This window comes from Peribacillus sp. NPDC006672, assembly GCF_050274955.1.
GTDB lineage: Bacteria > Bacillota > Bacilli > Bacillales > DSM-1321 > Peribacillus.
Genome location: NZ_JBNNOR010000005.1, coordinates 277,563 through 294,656, shown reverse-complemented (window position 1 = coordinate 294,656; position 17,094 = coordinate 277,563). Strand labels below are relative to the sequence as shown.

Sequence of the window (17,094 nt, the reverse complement as noted above, 5' to 3'; positions counted from 1 at the left end):
TAATTTACCAACATTACAGTTATAATAAATACCAACCGGTTTGTATTTATTATACTTGCGAAATGTAAAATTTATGCATGTTTATACGGAATTTACTAAAAAGGGGCTTTACGTTGAATTATTTTCAAAAGCAATCAGAAGACACCATTAACAAATTAATTCAAGCAGGAATTGAATTGTTTTCTAAACAAGGCTATTCTAGTACAAGCGTTAATCAAATTGTAAAACACGCTGGCTACTCTAAAGGTGCTTTCTATGCTCACTTTTCGACTAAAGAGGAATTTATGCTAAAGTTGATAAAAGAAGGTATAGATTTTTATTTTGAAGATTTAAAGAAAGCACTGAATCAAAAAGATGGAGATTTGCTAAATAAATTTAAAGAACACTCTATGCGTTTGGTAAATGAGTCTTATAAAAAAGGGTCTTCTCCTATGCTTCTTCAAGGATGTATGGTTTCGAATGAATTGCCTCAAATTAAAGAAAGGCTTATTCTCCAAATGGAGGAATGGAGGTCATTTCTTACACATTTTTTTCAAGAAATGAAGGACGAAGGTATTGTTTGCAGTCCATTAGATGCTCGAACCTTAGCGACAGCAGGCATGGCTCTTTTTAATGGATATAATGTGCAACATTTTGTTGATAATCGAATTCAAATACAGGACATGTTAAATGTTTTTGTTGAATTGCTTCAAATCCAAGAACCTAATAAAAAAAAATGAATAAGAGTATCATGTCTAAATGATGGTTTATGAATACTCTATACAATTTTAGTTTACATAAAATCCACTTTGTAGCTAAAAAAGCCAAATCTATGTGTATCAGGGGTTTGAAGTGAACCCAAAAAGTTGACACCAAGTAAACTGGAAATCAGAATTACTTTACCTGCAAGAATTCTAATCACAAACGGATCAAGGCAAAATTAAAAGGATTAAGCCGGTTTCAATACCAAACTCAATCCTTAGAAGCAGCCCTTTTTGAGGTATAAGTTTGTGAGCTTTTAAAACATCCTCTAGTATATGTTATGCAAACTAGAAAAATCATCTACCACCACCTGGTTTCAACTCATTAAAAATAGCCACTCATTATACTATTTTTGGCCATGCCAAATAACCCTCCAAAACCCTTTTGGGAGGGTTTTTCTCTATTTCCCAAAACCGTTAATTAGGCTAAATCTAGGAACGTTTCTTTTCTCTTTAATAAAGCATAAATTCAATGAAGCAACCTATTAATACAGGCGACGATTGACACCTTGGCAGGTTTTCCTTCTGATTTTTTCTTATCATCGAACTCTTTAAGCTTTTTGTTCCTTGAACTTCTTATGCCGCATAGTACGGCAAGATAAAGAGAATGACGTAGTCTGCTCGAACCTCTTTTGTAATACGATTAATGGTTGCCGTAAACTTACCCGATGAGTGAACACTTGGATCTACTCCAGCGAAGGCAACTAGTTTTTTCGGATGATTAAACCGGTCGATTTCAACAATTTCAGAGAGGTGTCCCTGGTAATGAAAAAGCAACTCAATATACATATGAAGATTGATTACGTGACTTTCATACACGTTTTTTTGAAATGGATTTCGAGATGCGGAGTCCATTATTTTTTTTGCTTTTCCCCATGTCCATTCACCAGATTGGCTAGGACAGAACTCCATTACACTCTCTGCTAGTTTACTTTCCCCGGCCTTTAATACGGTCTCTGAAAATGGGGATGCTATTTATCTACTACATGAATGCATAGATTTTCTAAGAGAAAAACAAAATCATCCTACCTGCTATCACTACACTTGAAAGAATGGTGTGGGATGCAAGGGTAATGGCTGATAAGAAGCTATTTAATACGGTTAGTCAATCTCTTACAATTGAGCAAAAAGAAAAGCTTGAAGAGATCATTACTTCGCAGCATCAATCCGAATCTAATAAAACGATATTAGATTGGTTAAAGGAACCGCCGGGTCATCCTTCACCTGAAACATTGCTAAAAGTAATAGATCGACTTGAATACATACGAGGAAATGAGCTAGACACGGTAAAATGCATCGCAATCGCCTGTTACAGTTATCTTGCTTAGGTTCAAGATATGAGCCTTATGCATTCCGTGACTTTCAAGAAAAAAAACGATATTCGATATTAACCGCCTAGTTATTACAACATACTCAGGAGTTAACAGATAAAGCGTTTTGAAATTCATGACAGACAATTACTAAGCCTGTTATCAAAAGGTCGTAAGGCTCAAGAGTGAAACAAAACGGCAAAAAGCTGAATGAGAAGGTTATACACTTTACGACCATCGGACAAGCATTAATCAAAGCTAAAGAAGAAAAATTAGGAGGTTTTAGAATCCGTTATTGAATGGAATTCCTTTGTCTCTTCGGTGGAAGTAGCTCAGGAGCTTGCACGTCCAACCGACTATAATTATTTAGACTTACTCAAAAACGATTTTATTCACTTAGAAAATAAACGCCGACGTATTGGAATTTCATTCTACAAAGGCAAATGAACAGTTATAAAACAGGGTTCCATGATATAATTATCATAGAAAACCGCTTACAGACTCGATTAAAAAATTCAGAAAATTCATTCTCTTAAGGAGACGATGAAAGTTGACAGTGGATAATAAACATTCAATTAATAAAGAACAAACTATTTTTAATCATATTGGAAATAAAATCAAAACGGAAGATAGAGAAATTAATATAATAGCTAAATTAGAAGAACCTCTATTGGTGGTTTTAGGAAATGTATTGAGTGACGAAGAATGTGATGAACTTATTAGACTGTCAAAAGACAAAATGCACCGTTCTAAAATTGGAGTTACACACGAAGTAAATGAGATAAGAACTAGTAGTAGTATGTTTTTTCAAGAAAATGAAAAAGAAAATGACATCATTACCAAAATTGAAAAAAGAATATCGTCTATCATGAATATACCCATTGAACATGGGGATGGTATTCAAATTCTTAAATATACTCCTGGTCAAGAGTATAAAGCTCATTTTGATTTTTTTACATCTGCAAGTAAAGCAACAAAAAATAATAGGATTAGCACAATCGTCATCTATTTAAATGATGTAGAGCATGGGGGAGAAACCTTTTTTCCTAAACTGAATTTTTCAGTATCACCTCAAAAAGGAATGGCAGTGTATTTTGAGTATTTCTATAACGATCAAAACCTAAACGACCTGACTTTACATGGTGGAGCTCCAGTTATTACTGGAGAAAAATGGGTTGCAACACAATGGATGAGAAGGCAAAAATAGTCTGCAGATTGATAGATGTAATTCACTTCCTGCTCCCGCATGACTGTTACCTTCAAACCTTTATATCTGTTATTAATAGATTAGGAATGAAGCTTGAGAAAAAAACACAGAAAATATAGACATCTTTTTCGATCATCATCGCGTTCCTTAATGAACTAACACCTATTAGTTCATAAGGAATTTTCCTAATAAAATATGGCCACAAGGTGAAATCAAATAAATGACCAATAGCCTAATTAATACTTGTCCATGGACCTCCAAAACTTTGTCTTACCCCTTCTGCTATTAAATGCTTTAAGGCATCTCTAAGTAAACTCCATCCAGTGAAATGCTGGTTTAGCAATCCGGATATCCAAGTTCTGATTAGCTTAACCTTGCATTTCTTTTCACCATGCAGTTATGTATTTAAACAATATTCCATTTACCTTTGTTACTAATTCTAAAATTATCATAATCAGTCTTAATGTAATGAAATACCTTTTAGTAGCCCTTCTGGTCTGGATGAGTTGTTTTTAATATCCCATTATATCCTGCTAAAATTCTTTATTACTCGTCATTTTAGAAATATTTGATAAAAACCGTAAGGCGTACGGAACACGTAAGATTAAGGTTGAATTAAAGAAAAGAGGCCTTACGGTCACCAGAAGGCGAATTGGCCCCGTTCCCTTTATACAGTTGCTCAGTATAAGCCGCAAAAGAACTCATGTAAATCGGGAATTTCTACAAAAAGAAGAGAAAAAAGTAGTGGTCAGTGATATTAACATATGTCAAAGTCAAAAATAAATGGCATTACATATGTGTCTTCGTTCACTAAGTATAAAAGGTTGCCCTTATGATAACGCTGCCGCGGAAGTGACATTTAAAATCATTAAGGCTGAGTTCACCAATCAAACAACATTCGCAAGCTTAGCTTACACACGATTTTGGAGACTATGTGAACTGAATTAATAAGCTTTTGAATTCAGGCTACGTAAGCCCTTTTGAGTTTAAAAGTTATCCTTTAAAAAAGTTGATTGATTTAGTGTTGACAATCCAACATTGATCCTCTATGATCGTGTCATTCCGCAGCAGACGTTAATTATTTTTTCTTATTCGTCAGATCATCGATATTCTTATCCCCTTCATCCTTGATATCGTCATAAACCTGATTTCCATTTTTAGTTACTTCGTCATACAAACGCCTACCGGTATCACGAGCATAATTCCATGCGAAATTCTTACGTTCAGTAATCTGTGTCCAGAGCTCACCGTGAGGGATAGCCTTTCCTTTTTTAGTTTCTAGATACCTAAGGGCTGCTAGCAGATTATCATATTCTTTGTTCGCTAGAATTTGCATATCCATTTCTGTTTTATTGATAGCTCCCTGCTTCTGTTCTTTTTGTGTATTTGCCTGTCCTTCTCCTTCTTCTTTCCACATCGTCCACTCGCCTTGTAATTTGGCATACGCTTTATTGAGATAATTTTTTAGTGATTCATCATTATCTACAGAAGTGAACTCTCCACCACCAGATGTAGCAACTTGTCGAAGCAATTTCTGTCCTTCGTTATCCACATTAAATCCAATAATATTCACAACTGTCTTAACCTTTGATTGATGGAGTTCTTTTGCAATCTGCACTGGATTACCTCCACAAGTTTCAATTCCATCACTTACCACATATACAATCGAATCTGTTGTCTCAGGATTAATATCTTGTTTTACAGATTTCAGAGCATTTGCAATGGGTGTCCATCCAGCTGGTTTTACCGCTTGTAGCGCCGTTTTCATTTGATTCGTCTGGTCACCTTGGCCATGAAATATTTCTTCTGTACTGTTACAGGATACTTTTTTATCTTTCTGACTTCCTGTTCCTTTATGTCCATAAACCCGCAAAGATACCTCTGCATTTTTTGGTAATTTATCTAAGAAGATCTGAATAGCTTCTTTTGCAGAGTCCATTTTTGATTTGCCATTGATCTGCGCTTTCATGCTGCCACTGGCATCAAGTAGGACCGAAATGTGTAACTTCTTACTTGTGGGTAATGTGATTTCACCATTAGGTCGCTCATTATTTACTTTAACTTCTGTTTCAAAATTATTGAAAGTGGTCACATATGAGCGATAATCTTCAGCCAATAAGAGGAGGAGTTCTTCCTTATATTGATTAGCTGTCAAATCGCTTGGTAATTGATCCAGAGCCTCCTGAACCTTCTGTTCATCATAGTTAGATCCAGCAAAACGTCCTGGAGGTTTCATTAATATTTGTTCATCTGTTAAGGAAGTCTGAGGTTTACTTTGATTTGAATCTGAATTGTCCTGAATGTTTGAAGTATTCTTTTCCGGTTCATTATTTTGGTTTGAATGTGATGGATTCTGAGTTTTTGAAGTATTCTTTCCCGGTTCATTACTACAACCAGCAAGGAATAAGATTAACGTTACCAATATTAAGATAGACCTTCGAATCACAACTCACCTCCGATTAATAATCTTCTTATATAATCAAATTATTATCTACCAAGCCAAAGTTCATTTGATAACCGCGGGTTCTGGGAATATACATGTTAATCAGGTTGATACGAGCAGACTAAATTTGCCGATTTCCGTTCGTATTGAAGCTTTAATTCGTTTCCGCTGCGGTCAACGACCATAATGAAAGGCTCCGCTTTGGGCTAATGCAATATAACCCGAATATCGTTTCCTTCTTTCTCGTATTCCCCGAACCATATTTGGGTAAAATCCCCTGTTGTTACAGAGTCCTATCGGTAGTAGGAATTTCAAAAAATTTCATCCCGGAAAAGCAAGCTGTGATTGCAGCAGCATAAAACGACCACAAATATTGAATCATCAGTACGCGATTCTTTACGAAAAACAAGCTCAACACAAACGCAAGCAAAGACAGCCAGAAAATAATCGCATACGCCGTTTTCATAAACGGATATTTCGCAATCCATGTTTGGCAAGTTCGATAGATGCCCTCAGTGAAATCCCGAATTTCGGTTCAAATGGACCATTGTATATTCACTACGGTCGCCTCCTTAGGAAGCTGACCTTGTGTGATCGGGACGTCTCCCTTGACGGCGGTCCGGAAATGAGAAAGTAAATGAATTCATGAAAACCATGGTCACCGATCAATCGGGGGTTTATAGAGTAATACCCAACAACATATACCTATCTTATTTCTCGCGGGATACTAGTAATATAGAATTTTTTACAAAATGCGGAAAAGGCACTGGTCGCAATTCTGGGTATTTTTGCACGAAACCCAGAAAAGGTAAAATCGCTGCTATTGAAAGGAGAAAAATGCCTATTGCCGCATTAAGGAGAATGCATCCTTCAAATTGCCTCCAAAATAATGGGGCCGAAAATAAATTTAATTAAATCCCGTTGCAGGTATTAATCCGATCAGACTAGGAATCACAAGCTCACCTTTCCCTTCAAATAATTTGGTAGATGGTCGTACAACATTTTTTCAAACAGTTTGCATAGGATTTGACATGAAAAATCCCCTTCTTTCCTTTATTTATTTGATTAACATATATTTTTATATTCGAAATTACTAAAAAGATACCCCTAAATTGAGTTTTATTAACAAACTTTATCTCAATAAAATGTTTTAAAAGCATCTAAATTTGCACATACATTTATTCAACTAAATGAATCGTCTGCACTTATCTGGACAGAAGTTTTAAGAGCAAATACACTTTACTTACTACAGATATGGGAGCACTCAAAATGACCAAACGAGAACGCCGTACGTTCACTTCTGAATTTACACAACAGGTCATTAAACACTACCAAAATGGAAAAAACCGTAAGGCGTACGGAACACGTAAGATTAAGGTTAGATAAAAAAAATAGGTATTACGGTCTCCAGAAGGCGAATTGGCGAACAATTATCCCGTTATTTTCCAAAGTCTCCTGATACATCAATAAATGTTTCCTTATTTAATCTCATTGCGTTCCATTTTTTTATACATCTAGTAGAACTAGATTAATGAAAAAATGTTAAGAGCTATATTTTCTTCCACATGTCGAACATTCTTTGAGGAAGTTCGCCTAAATTGTTAATTCAAATAAAAAGAAGAGTTTTATATGCTCTTTTCATGTAAAGAAAGTGATAGCAGAGCTTCCCCTCTGCTTTCTATGTATTCTATACTCTGAAAGATTTGTTCCTTATTTTAAAAATCCTCTTCTCAAACTTCCATATATCTTACATTGTTCGGAACGAGATTACATCCTGTTTGTAGGTTGTGAAATGTGTCGGGGACCTGCTCAAGCTAACCACGCAACAGATACTGGATCTCAAAGGCTCACAAAACAAGTTTCTCCGAGTTAAAGAAGGCAAAACACAAAAAATCCACGACATCTATATCGCGAATTGCTTTCAGGATTGCTATGAATATGCAAAAAACGTCCAGAGTCCCTATTTATTTCCGTCCAGAAAGGGAGATGCCTCTTTCCCCCACTCAGGCCTACCGGCAGCTAAATATGACGGCAGAATTCGCTGGGGTGGAACATGTCGGCAATACCTTATTGAAAACGTTATGCTATTGGTAACACAACTGTTAAGGTAATGCCCGACACAATCTATTCATGAGTATTCTACAAAGTTCCGCAAAAATCCAACAGTAAAGAAAACTCAATATAAATATTATTACAATAACCTTTGGATCCATAGTTGTATCAACAGTTGGGCCTAGCACTGGAAAACGGAATACATACAGCATCACCATAATACCCGTAAGTAGACATATTGATGAAAAGGAAACAACCATAATTCTCATCTTCAATTGTAAAAAGGCCACACCCATAGCTATACCTAATAAACCTGTTGTAAAGGGAAAGATAATTAGTTCACTTGGCTGAATAATAAATAAAAGGAAAATCGTAAGGGTATAAGAGAGGATTCCCTGGCGGATAGAAAAACAAGTAGCTAAAAAAATGGGGAATGTCGCCAGAAAACTAATTAGATAGCCTATACCAGGCATAAAGCCCCCTGCTGATTGAAGCATTGTGGAAAATGTACTCAATAAGGCTGTAAAAACTAACTTGGTTGCAAGGGCCATTTTTCTTACATGAACATAGTTTGCACCTGTCCCTATCATCGATTGATACCAATAACGAACAAACCGATTGATTAAAACCACCCCCTAAAAACAACCAATTTGTCACTTTTCTATACTATTCATACCCTTGCGCTTTATGCGGTATTTCCTGTTAGTAATCAATTGGAATGAGGATTGCCCCTCCATGAATATTTAAAAATAGAAGTTTTTTCTAGGGGGATTACGATGTATCTTACAGATACAAAAGAATTTTAAAGGCAGAAGATATCTTGGTTACATTGGGATATAAAATTATAGTATTTGCTGAAAAGTTTACAACTCCCAATAACTTAACGTTTACAGATCGATGGGAAATGCTAATTGAAGATGTTGGAATTTCTTCTGGAAATGGTAAAGTATTAATGCTTACTCCAACCGGAACAAGAGTAATAGCTGAGAGATCTCCCCCCACTTGCCAGGTTTCTTTTTACAAAGATAATATCTTTGTTGCACACCGGGGACTTAATTACTATTGTTAGACCAGATGGCTCCAAGAAGGTTATTATTTCAGGATTACCTAGTCTTGGTCATAACAACGGTGTTATTCTTAGCCCCGATAAAAAAATGTATTTTTGGCAAGGAACAGCTACAAATTCCAGTGTTTCAAGGGAACAAGGATGGACAGGCGCATTCTCTCCCTTTGGTGTTCCTTCCTATTTTTCATTTTGGGGAACAATTTCAAATACAGTTCCTTGGTTAAAATCAATCGCTTTCATAGAGCCATAAACCCCTAAATATAATCTGGTTTGATCAAGATTCGTTCCCAAACTAACATAATAAGCTGATTGCGACCCAAAATTATAATCGGTTTCAATAACACTAAAATCGTTTAATTTACATTCTGTACTTACCCTGGTATAAGCTAAAACCCCTCTAACCGGAGATCGAGATTCTTCTTTCCGGGCAAGATCGGTAAACACAACGCTTTCCGTTAAATTTGGGATTCTATTCCCCATATAGGCTTGCACTCCTGTAAGTGAAGTTCCACCAAACTTATCGGGTCGAGGATCTTTATGAAAATAACTAGTTAAAGGCTGCAGACGACTCACTGAAGTTTTTACTGTGTCATTGTAATAAGCAATCGTTTTCTCACCCACAGTCGGATTTGCAGAACAGCCCCTTATAAACGAAGTAGGAAAAGCACCTTCCCACCCTCGCCAACCAAAGTTAATAAATCCTTCTTGGTCAGGTTTAATTCTCATTAAAGAATCTTGAATAAGTTGAGTAACCGGTATTGGTTTATAATGAACGAATGAAAAAATTGACTCAACCAAATCCTGTCCGACATTCCCCACATATTTGAGATACTGATTATAAAACCTTTGAAATGAAATGCCTGTTATATTGCGAACTCCTTTTGCAATTACCGTAAGCGCTTCCTGAATAGGTAAGGGAAGTTCATTAAAACGTGTGACTACGGGTGGATCATCGATAATTGTATTCTTAACTACATCAATTTCAATTATTTTACCAGCTATCTCCATATCATCTTGACTTAAATTAAATGGATCATAGCCTGATCCACCATCTCCAGTTGTTAAAATAAGTTTTCCGGTTTCAGGTGAAAAGTTTAAGCTATTGACACCATTATGATTAAAAAATGGTCTTCTTATGTTAAGTAATGTCCGGCGTTTTTGAGGTTGACCATTCGATTGTAAAATCCATTCTTCAACAGTATCAATATGATCATATTGAGTTTCTCTATTTATCCACTTTAGGTTTAATGTTCTGGGATCACACGGGTTAGGCTTAAAATGTTCAGTAAGGGCCCCTGGACCTTGTGTTCCAGCTACTGAATAATGAAGATAAAACAAACCGTTATAATAAAATTCTGGATGAAACGCTAGCCCTATTAACCCCCGTTCATCATATCCCCTACCTGAAACACCTTGTTCAGAACTACCTAACTTTAAGATGCGCGAGCGAATATCTAAAAAACTCCTAATAACTCCGTTTCCTATGTAAAAGATCTCTCCTACCTGAGTTGCAATAAATAATCTTTCAATTGAGTCACCCGGAAGTATAGTTGTTTTCAAAACGGTGGGTAAATTTATCTTACTTACAATAGGTCGTAAACTAACCTTTACTTTTTTCAACTAACTTTACACCCCTTTTTATTGTTTTCTATTAAGAATATGATTAGGGATGTTCTATTAGTATCAAATTAGGGCCAAGGAATTGGGGAAATTCCCTTTGAATATTGCTCCGTTTTGGTATGTTCTATGCGATAAAAATAGATAAATAAAGATTTCAAATTTTATAATGGATTTTTAGCGCACTGCTGGAAGTAAAAGGGAATCCACTTAAAAATATTGTGAATTAATCATTTAAAGTAACAGAGGCTTAAGATCTTCCATAATCGGGGGCTGAAATTTGAATAAGGATCACAAAATTTATTACTTTTTTATAAAATTGAATATAAAAAAGCGTGTTTCAATCAATTTTTTCAAAACACACTTTTTCTATAATGATTTATGGTTTGTGGAGTTTTCTATCCTAAGCTGCTGTGAATTCTTTTTCGGTTATACCAAACTTCAATAAATTGGAACATTGCTAATTTAGCTGTTTGATAGTCTGGATATTGTACGTGGTTAACTTCTTCCTTTTCTAATAGGGCATGAAGGGATTCTATACACGCATTATCGTACGGGAACCTTTTTGACAAACTCCTCTGGCATGATGGCGCTTCTCGAAGCCTATAAACCGTATCCCATTGTCTTCGTTGTTTGGCAATATGGAAACCAAACTCTTATTAGTTTTTACTTTACAGTCCTTACCTTATTCAGCATTCTCGCCAGGAATTTAAACACTAATAATTTAATCATTTACCTTTGTTGCTATTTCTAAAATTATCGTAATCAGTCTTAATGTAATGAAAGACCTTTGCGTTGCCGTTATGGTCTGGATGAGTTATTTTTAATAACACTTTATATTCGGCTAACAATTCTTTATTACTCGCCATTTTTGAAAGCCCTAATTTTTTACTATAATCATTTGATTGAGCAGCGGAGCCGTAATTGTAATTGTCTCTTTTGTTGCCTTTTACTTTTATCAATTCATTACGTAATTCAATATTTTCTTTTATTAAATCCTTTGTTTCATTTTGTAATTCACTTTTTTCATTCTTTAGAATGACTACTTCCTTTTTAAACATATCCCTTTGCTGAATTAATATTTTTTTTGCAGTCTCATTAAGTTCCTCAATTCCTTCTATATGCTTATTTTGAGCTTGTATTTTTAATTTTAATCGGTGTATGATTTCGTCCTTATTTTGATCTATAATATCATTATTTATAGCCAGCCTTGAGGCTGTGTCATCGATTATGTATCCAGTGTTACTCTTTCCGTTTCCCCCGTATTTAATCTTACCTTCACGTAACCAACGTCGAACAATTTGAATACCACTGCTTTCTGTTATTCCTGCATCCTTTAACAGGTCGAAAGCTTGGTCTGTATCATCCAGAATATATCCAGTTTTTCTTTTCCCGTTTCCTCCTTCGTATTTAATCTTACCTTCACGCAGCCAACGTCGAACAGTTTGAATATTACTACTTTCTGTAACACCTGCATCCCTTAACAGGTCGAAAGCTTGATCTGTGTTCACAAAGTTCCCCCTTTCCATCTTATTACGTCAAGCAATGTTAAATTGAGTAATATTAGCCTATTAATAGAAAAAAATGAACGATTTAAACCGACTTTAATTGAAGTGTATATATTTTCTAAACGATCAATGATATGAATGAGTAAATTAAAGACTGCTTTTTCTCGTTTTTAAAGGTTACATGCTCATTAGGAAGAATTTATCTAGCACTGCCTGTACCCTCAGTAATTTGTTACATCCTATTTGACTTGTAGTATGCTAATATTTTAAATAATAGCATAGCTAATTCCTATACAAATAACAAACAGTTAAAGAATAGATGACAGATATCACAGAAGGATAACGAAAAGGTATCATAATTTAAGATGCCAAAGAATAATTAACGATATCTTCCTTCCTTTCTAAAACATGACACAAATAATGGTTTTCGATTATTAGGCAGTTATATTAGTTAATCAGATTAAAAACGGCGCCATTCAAGGGAAGCATACAGGGACAGTGTGAAGAGTGTTTACTGCAAGGGGAATTTTGGGATTTAATAACAATTCCCTTTCTGAATGCCTACATTATGCATAAATATGGTCTTCTCTTCATACATGAAAATTATTGTTGTGAATCCTCGTATTACTTGCGGGACTCCTTATGGTGTTATGATTCATTAATAAGGGAAGCTTTTAATATGCACGCTAAGGGATATTCCACATTAAAAATCCCAATCTCTCAGTGATTACAATGAGAAATTGGGATTTTTCAATAATTGAGTTCTGTTGCAACTAAGATGCCAAAAACAGCCACTTAAGCTTGGGGCTATTTTTTCCTAGAGAAAATTCATTGATGAGCCTCTGTGTAAATTTGAAAGGTAATACCGAATTTGTCTGATACTATCCCATATGCAGGGCTAAAAAATGCTTCCTGGAGCGGCATTTTCACTTGTCCGTCTTGCGACAAGGAATCAAAAATTCGTTTTGATTCTTCGATATCGTTAGTTGAAATACAGATCGTAACTTGATCTCCAGTTTGACTGGTTTGACCCGGAAACATATCTGAAAACATGAGGTCCGTTTCTCCAACCTTTAACATTGCGTGTGACACAAGTTCCTTTGCTTCTTCAGATAAAGGGAATTCCGGGTTTTCAGGCATTTCTCCAAAAGTTTGTTTAAAAAGTACTTTCGCATCCAATGCTTTTTCGTAAAATTGGATCGCTTCCTTCGCATTTCCGTTCATCATTAAATAGGGAGACAATCTCATAGTCATAATTAAAAGCTCCTTTTGTTCTAATTTTTTTTACACGGCATGGGTAACTTCCATGTTTCCTTTGAACTTGTCAGTCGCAATACCCACTATACCATTATTACCCATAATTATATTTTACAACAAGGAACATATGTTCGTCAAATAAATAACTTATCACAGATTGGCTGTCCTACGTTTAATGATTAAACGGCCAAACATGAACTCTATTTTATAGATGGCTATCAGAAAAATTTGATTTTTTAACAGCTATCATCCACACTTCAAGTAGTCATGTGAAAACAATCTTTAAAACAGCAGGGGATCAGGTACTAATTTCACCTAAAAGTAGAATTACCTTACCGCCATGAAGATATAATCGAATTCGAACTAAATGAATTAGCTCTGTACGCCTTGTTTCTACCCCCTATAATAGAAGCCACAATTGCAAAGAAAAGTAAAAAGAAAGCTAGTATTCCAAATGCTGCTCCCTCAAATCCTCTGATGTTACAAAACAAATGTAAAACAAAATATTTGAAACTAGAACGGCTAATATGCCTGGTAAGGGTCTTACAAACAAAGAGCGATTTAATTTTCTAAGCCACCACGCTAAAAGTATCGGTATTGCGTAAGCACATCTGTAAAACGAAACGGAAAATAAGTTCAAGACAACCTTATCTATGTAATGATTACTGGAAATCGTTTAATGATATGACCAATCGACTAAAACAACGTGTAAAGAAAGGTATTTACCACTTACAACACGTCAGCAATTTTCATAATCGCTTAAAACAGTGGATGGAACGATTCCAAGGAGTTGCAACAAAGTATTTAGATAACTCCCTCTATTGGATTCGCTGGCTTAAAAATGGAAAACAAATAGCATTTGATCAACGTGTCAAACAAATGCTTATTTCCGCCTGTCGAAAATCAAATCAATTTACAGTAAAGATATTAAAAGCTACTTAAAAGACTAATTTTCAGATATATATTTGTTACTTCCAGGGAGTTTCTTAATTTTATTCCAAGCTTCAATCGCTTCTGTACGACTCTTCCCATTATTTTTTGAGTCCGAGAAAAAATCACGAGTGAATTGATTGTATTCAAACTGAGGGGCAATTTTCTTCTGGTATGATGGGTCTTTCTTACGTTTTTCTTCTTCATACCAATCATCTACAACATCACGATACGTTTTTCCAATATTGTTTTTAAAGTAGTTTTGGATATAGGTAGAAAAATGAAATTTTGGAATTACTGTCTTGAAAAAGGCTCTTACATCTTGACTACAACGATGATTTTCCGTAATAACTGTATCAAGACTTAGTTCACTGTTAGTTCGAGGTTTATTATTAGCTTTTGCATTTCTTTGTGGTTTTTTTATCTCTCCTGTCCGAATAAATGTTTCAATTCTTTCTGAAATCTCTATTTTAGAGCCAGATGCACTAATTCCCTTTTCTCTACAAAATGATTGCAATTCTTCTTTTAACCAATAAAAATCTTTAAAATCCGGAATACTAATTTCTTTTGTAAGTTTAGGTCTCATTCATAACACCTCCATATATAGAAATTCACAACATAGAACATTTGTTCTCGATAATCAAATTTTATTATATTAAAGAGCAACAAACTTTACGAAAACAACCTTTTCTTCAAACAACTTTTATTCGTGAACATATCATCTTAGGAACGATTATACTTTCTTGCCCCTTTATTTTCATAAGAAATTCGTTTAATTTTAATTTTGCGCTGTTCATAGTAATAATAAAGGCTAACACGAATAGTATTTTATTATTCTTGGAAAGTATATCTTGCTCCGGGATTGTTAATTAGTTTTGATATTCCTTCTGGATAATAAGGCATTAATCTATCTGCTTCTTCTAAATCTACCCATTCAACTCTTAAAATGTCTTTTTCCTTCGGAATTTGTTCAGGTGATTTTAGAACTTGCCCTTCAAACATTATAAAATATATATGATTTTCATTTATAAATGCTTCATTTAATGCAATAATATCGTTTACCTTCACATCATAACCCGTTTCTTCTTTTACTTCTCTGATGGCTGCTTCTTTTAGAGTCTCATTTGCTTCAACTGCTCCTCCTGGTAAGGACCAAGTGTTATTTTTTTTATTTAGGACCACTAAAATCTTATTGGTATCCTCTGTAAATAAAAGTGTATACACAACATCAACGCGGTTCAAATTCAACACTCCTTTTCTTATTAGTCAGAGTTAAACAAACTATTGTAAATTAAAACATCTTTATTTTGATTGATCACCAATCATATCCACAACTCCCTATTTATTTATTAAAAGCATACCATGGAAATATATAACTTTTTCGTAATATTTTAAAAAAAGGAACAAATCATTAAAATCCACTCTTTCAACATAATACTAATTTTGTTGAAAGAGTAAGGTAAACAAATAAACGTCCCTTTTGTCTAGTACCAGTTATAATTTTTTTGCTAATTGGTATTCCGTTAATGGAACCATATCACCGATATTCCAAATATCTTGCATTACGGTAAAACGATTGGATTCATCTGGACGACTGTAATGCCAAACTATCTCATTTCAGTTCCAGGTTCTATTTGATAATGATGAGGATGCTCGGTATCTTGAATTCGTGAAGCATAACTATGAAAAGGAGCTACCTGAAAAGTCCAGGAAACTCATTTATTTTAAAGAGGACAAGGAACGTGATTTTGCGATTTCTCTCTCTTCTTAGGAAGCAGCATCCGGGTGAATGAGTTATCCACTTTAAGGCTACGAGACTTGGATTTCGAGGAAAAACAGATTCACGTTTTACGTAAGGGTGGAAAAAAAGTTGTTGTGGCAGTTTCTCCACCGTCGATGCAGGACATAAAAGATTACCTAGCTGTGCGAACGGAGCGTTATAGGGGATCAAACGATGATACGGCATATGTATTCTTGACTAGGGTGAATGATGGAGCCGCGCCTCTTTCAAACCGTGCCATAGAGGCTCTAGTTAAAAAATACCCGAAGGCATTTAAGTCCAATAATCAATGTCGCCACACAAACTGAGGCATACCTACTGGAACTTAATGGAGCAAACAGGAGACATCCATTTACTGATGACCCAACTTGGTCATACTTCAACCACAACGGCTGCCCTCTATACAAATCCTGAGCAAGAGAAGGCTTAAAAGACCCCGAAACTGCTGGGGGAGAGAAGAACCAGTTATCGTGAAAAAGATTAAATGAAAAGAGGAGATTTTCTAGTCTTCTCTTTTTTTGTATGTGTGTAGAAATTAAATAAGAACTCTTTGTCACTTTGTAAAGTTAAAAGAGCCTATAATCTAACCAGCTTCAAGAACATGAGATTCTTTCCGCTACGGCAAAATCCCCCTTTCTACAATAGTCATAGGATCTCATTCTCCTCAAATTGTGTACTAATGGTCTTTGCTCCTCTATCCTCACTTCAAAAGGTCTGAAGTAAGAAAATATGTAATTGCCAGTAATAAACCAGAAAATTCGTTCTTTTGCAAGGCCAATTTGGAAATATCTTTTAAAAATACAAGGATAATTGGTGGAGATGAAATTATAATCCATTATGTTAGTTTTTCCCTCCATAACCAGCATGGCAGCTTTTGGACCGATTTTTCCAAGACCAAGCACGGCTGTTCTATTAGAGACCACAGCAACGAGATTTCCCCAGGCAAGGCTCCGCTACACCTGGAGAGTAAGCAGATCACGCACTGGAACTTTCGAATGGACCCCCAGTTTTCACAAAACCAATTGGAACGGACGCAGTTACCCAGGTTTTCGAAATAGGAGTAAGACCCCAAATCACCTTTAGTTCAGGTATAATAACCGATGCACTTGACCATTTACTTAAAGCAAATAGTCCGGAAATGGAAATCCAGAACAAAGCCTGCCATCTTTCTATTTTCACAATAA

The 17,094-nt window shown here is 35.3% G+C and carries 12 protein-coding genes, 7 pseudogenes and 1 riboswitch; of the genes and pseudogenes, 8 read left to right on the top strand and 11 right to left on the bottom strand.

The window, feature by feature from the left end; all coding sequences use genetic code 11:
- Positions 1-113: 113 nt before the first annotated feature.
- Both ACQKKK_RS10885 and ACQKKK_RS10880 read left to right on the top strand, forming a co-directional pair.
- Positions 114-719, top strand: coding sequence for a TetR/AcrR family transcriptional regulator (locus tag ACQKKK_RS10885; protein WP_427616180.1), 606 nt, complete (start codon positions 114-116; stop codon positions 717-719).
- A 182-nt stretch (positions 720-901) separates the two neighbouring features.
- Positions 902-985 (top strand): annotated as a pseudogene (locus tag ACQKKK_RS10880) (hypothetical protein); the annotation flags it as partial.
- A gap of 224 nt (positions 986-1,209) precedes the next feature.
- On the opposite strand, the pseudogene ACQKKK_RS10875 reads toward ACQKKK_RS10880, so the two are convergent.
- Positions 1,210-1,706: pseudogene (locus ACQKKK_RS10875) on the bottom strand (transposase); the annotation flags it as partial.
- Between ACQKKK_RS10875 and ACQKKK_RS10870 the strand changes: the two are divergent.
- From ACQKKK_RS10870 to ACQKKK_RS10860, 3 genes and pseudogenes are all read left to right on the top strand, one after another.
- Positions 1,699-2,504 (top strand): annotated as a pseudogene (locus tag ACQKKK_RS10870) (DUF4158 domain-containing protein); the annotation flags it as partial. The pseudogenes ACQKKK_RS10875 and ACQKKK_RS10870 sit on opposite strands and share 8 nt — an antisense overlap.
- A 96-nt stretch (positions 2,505-2,600) precedes the next feature.
- Positions 2,601-3,257: a 2OG-Fe(II) oxygenase gene (locus ACQKKK_RS10865; protein WP_427616179.1), complete on the top strand. Its 657-nt coding sequence runs from the start codon at positions 2,601-2,603 to the stop codon at positions 3,255-3,257.
- A 552-nt stretch (positions 3,258-3,809) separates the two neighbouring features.
- Positions 3,810-4,163, top strand: a pseudogene (locus tag ACQKKK_RS10860) (IS3 family transposase); the annotation flags it as partial.
- 172 nt (positions 4,164-4,335) lie between these two features.
- Here the strand turns inward: ACQKKK_RS10860 and ACQKKK_RS10855 are convergent.
- The 6 genes and pseudogenes from ACQKKK_RS10855 to ACQKKK_RS10830 form a co-directional block, all read right to left on the bottom strand.
- Positions 4,336-5,703, bottom strand: coding sequence for a VWA domain-containing protein (locus tag ACQKKK_RS10855; protein ID WP_427616178.1), 1,368 nt, complete (start codon positions 5,701-5,703; stop codon positions 4,336-4,338).
- Positions 5,704-7,802: 2,099 nt separating this feature from the next.
- On the bottom strand, positions 7,803-8,375 hold the full coding sequence (locus ACQKKK_RS10850) for a hypothetical protein (protein ID WP_427616226.1): 573 nt from the start codon (positions 8,373-8,375) through the stop codon (positions 7,803-7,805).
- Positions 8,376-8,995: 620 nt separating this feature from the next.
- Positions 8,996-10,438, bottom strand: coding sequence for a PQQ-dependent sugar dehydrogenase (locus tag ACQKKK_RS10845; RefSeq protein WP_427616177.1), 1,443 nt, complete (start codon positions 10,436-10,438; stop codon positions 8,996-8,998).
- Between the two features lie 395 nt (positions 10,439-10,833).
- Positions 10,834-11,001 (bottom strand): annotated as a pseudogene (locus ACQKKK_RS10840) (integrase core domain-containing protein); the annotation flags it as partial.
- A gap of 162 nt (positions 11,002-11,163) precedes the next feature.
- The gene (locus tag ACQKKK_RS10835; RefSeq protein ID WP_427616176.1) at positions 11,164-11,946 is read right to left on the bottom strand and encodes a hypothetical protein; all 783 of its coding nucleotides are present in this window, start codon (positions 11,944-11,946) and stop codon (positions 11,164-11,166) included.
- Between the two features lie 825 nt (positions 11,947-12,771).
- Positions 12,772-13,197 carry a VOC family protein gene (locus ACQKKK_RS10830; RefSeq protein WP_427616175.1) on the bottom strand — a complete coding sequence of 142 codons (426 nt, stop codon included), beginning with the start codon at positions 13,195-13,197 and terminating at the stop codon, positions 12,772-12,774.
- A gap of 711 nt (positions 13,198-13,908) precedes the next feature.
- Between ACQKKK_RS10830 and ACQKKK_RS10825 the strand changes: the two are divergent.
- Positions 13,909-14,142: pseudogene (locus ACQKKK_RS10825) on the top strand (IS1595 family transposase); the annotation flags it as partial.
- Positions 14,143-14,146: 4 nt separating this feature from the next.
- On the opposite strand, the gene ACQKKK_RS10820 reads toward ACQKKK_RS10825, so the two are convergent.
- Positions 14,147-14,716, bottom strand: coding sequence for a DUF6434 domain-containing protein (locus ACQKKK_RS10820; protein WP_427616174.1), 570 nt, complete (start codon positions 14,714-14,716; stop codon positions 14,147-14,149).
- Positions 14,717-14,961: 245 nt separating this feature from the next.
- The gene (locus ACQKKK_RS10815) at positions 14,962-15,381 is read right to left on the bottom strand and encodes an NUDIX hydrolase (protein WP_427616173.1); all 420 of its coding nucleotides are present in this window, start codon (positions 15,379-15,381) and stop codon (positions 14,962-14,964) included.
- A gap of 534 nt (positions 15,382-15,915) precedes the next feature.
- On the opposite strand from ACQKKK_RS10815, the gene ACQKKK_RS10810 reads away from it, so the two are divergent.
- Complete coding sequence (locus ACQKKK_RS10810; RefSeq protein WP_427616171.1) at positions 15,916-16,218, top strand: tyrosine-type recombinase/integrase; 303 nt, start codon at positions 15,916-15,918, stop codon at positions 16,216-16,218.
- Positions 16,200-16,340, top strand: coding sequence for a tyrosine-type recombinase/integrase (locus ACQKKK_RS10805; RefSeq protein WP_427616169.1), 141 nt, complete (start codon positions 16,200-16,202; stop codon positions 16,338-16,340). Before ACQKKK_RS10810 ends, ACQKKK_RS10805 begins: the two co-directional genes overlap by 19 nt.
- Before the next feature lie 102 nt (positions 16,341-16,442).
- Positions 16,443-16,615, bottom strand: a riboswitch (Lysine riboswitch).
- Positions 16,616-16,752: 137 nt separating this feature from the next.
- Here ACQKKK_RS10805 and ACQKKK_RS10800 read toward each other — a convergent pair.
- Together ACQKKK_RS10800 and ACQKKK_RS10795 are read right to left on the bottom strand one after the other, a co-directional pair.
- Positions 16,753-16,854 (bottom strand): annotated as a pseudogene (locus ACQKKK_RS10800) (hypothetical protein); the annotation flags it as partial.
- Between the two features lie 31 nt (positions 16,855-16,885).
- The gene (locus tag ACQKKK_RS10795; RefSeq protein ID WP_427616167.1) at positions 16,886-17,089 is read right to left on the bottom strand and encodes a hypothetical protein; all 204 of its coding nucleotides are present in this window, start codon (positions 17,087-17,089) and stop codon (positions 16,886-16,888) included.
- Positions 17,090-17,094 lie beyond the last annotated feature (5 nt).

Bases quoted from the DNA above. Each gene is read 5' to 3' on its own strand.
- ACQKKK_RS10820 (WP_427616174.1), bottom strand. From the start codon at position 14,716: ATGAGACCTAAACTTACAAAAGAAATTAGTATTCCGGATTTTAAAGAT.
- ACQKKK_RS10805 (WP_427616169.1), top strand. From the start codon at position 16,200: ATGTCGCCACACAAACTGAGGCATACCTACTGGAACTTAATGGAGCAA.
- ACQKKK_RS10830 (WP_427616175.1), bottom strand. From the start codon at position 13,197: ATGACTATGAGATTGTCTCCCTATTTAATGATGAACGGAAATGCGAAG.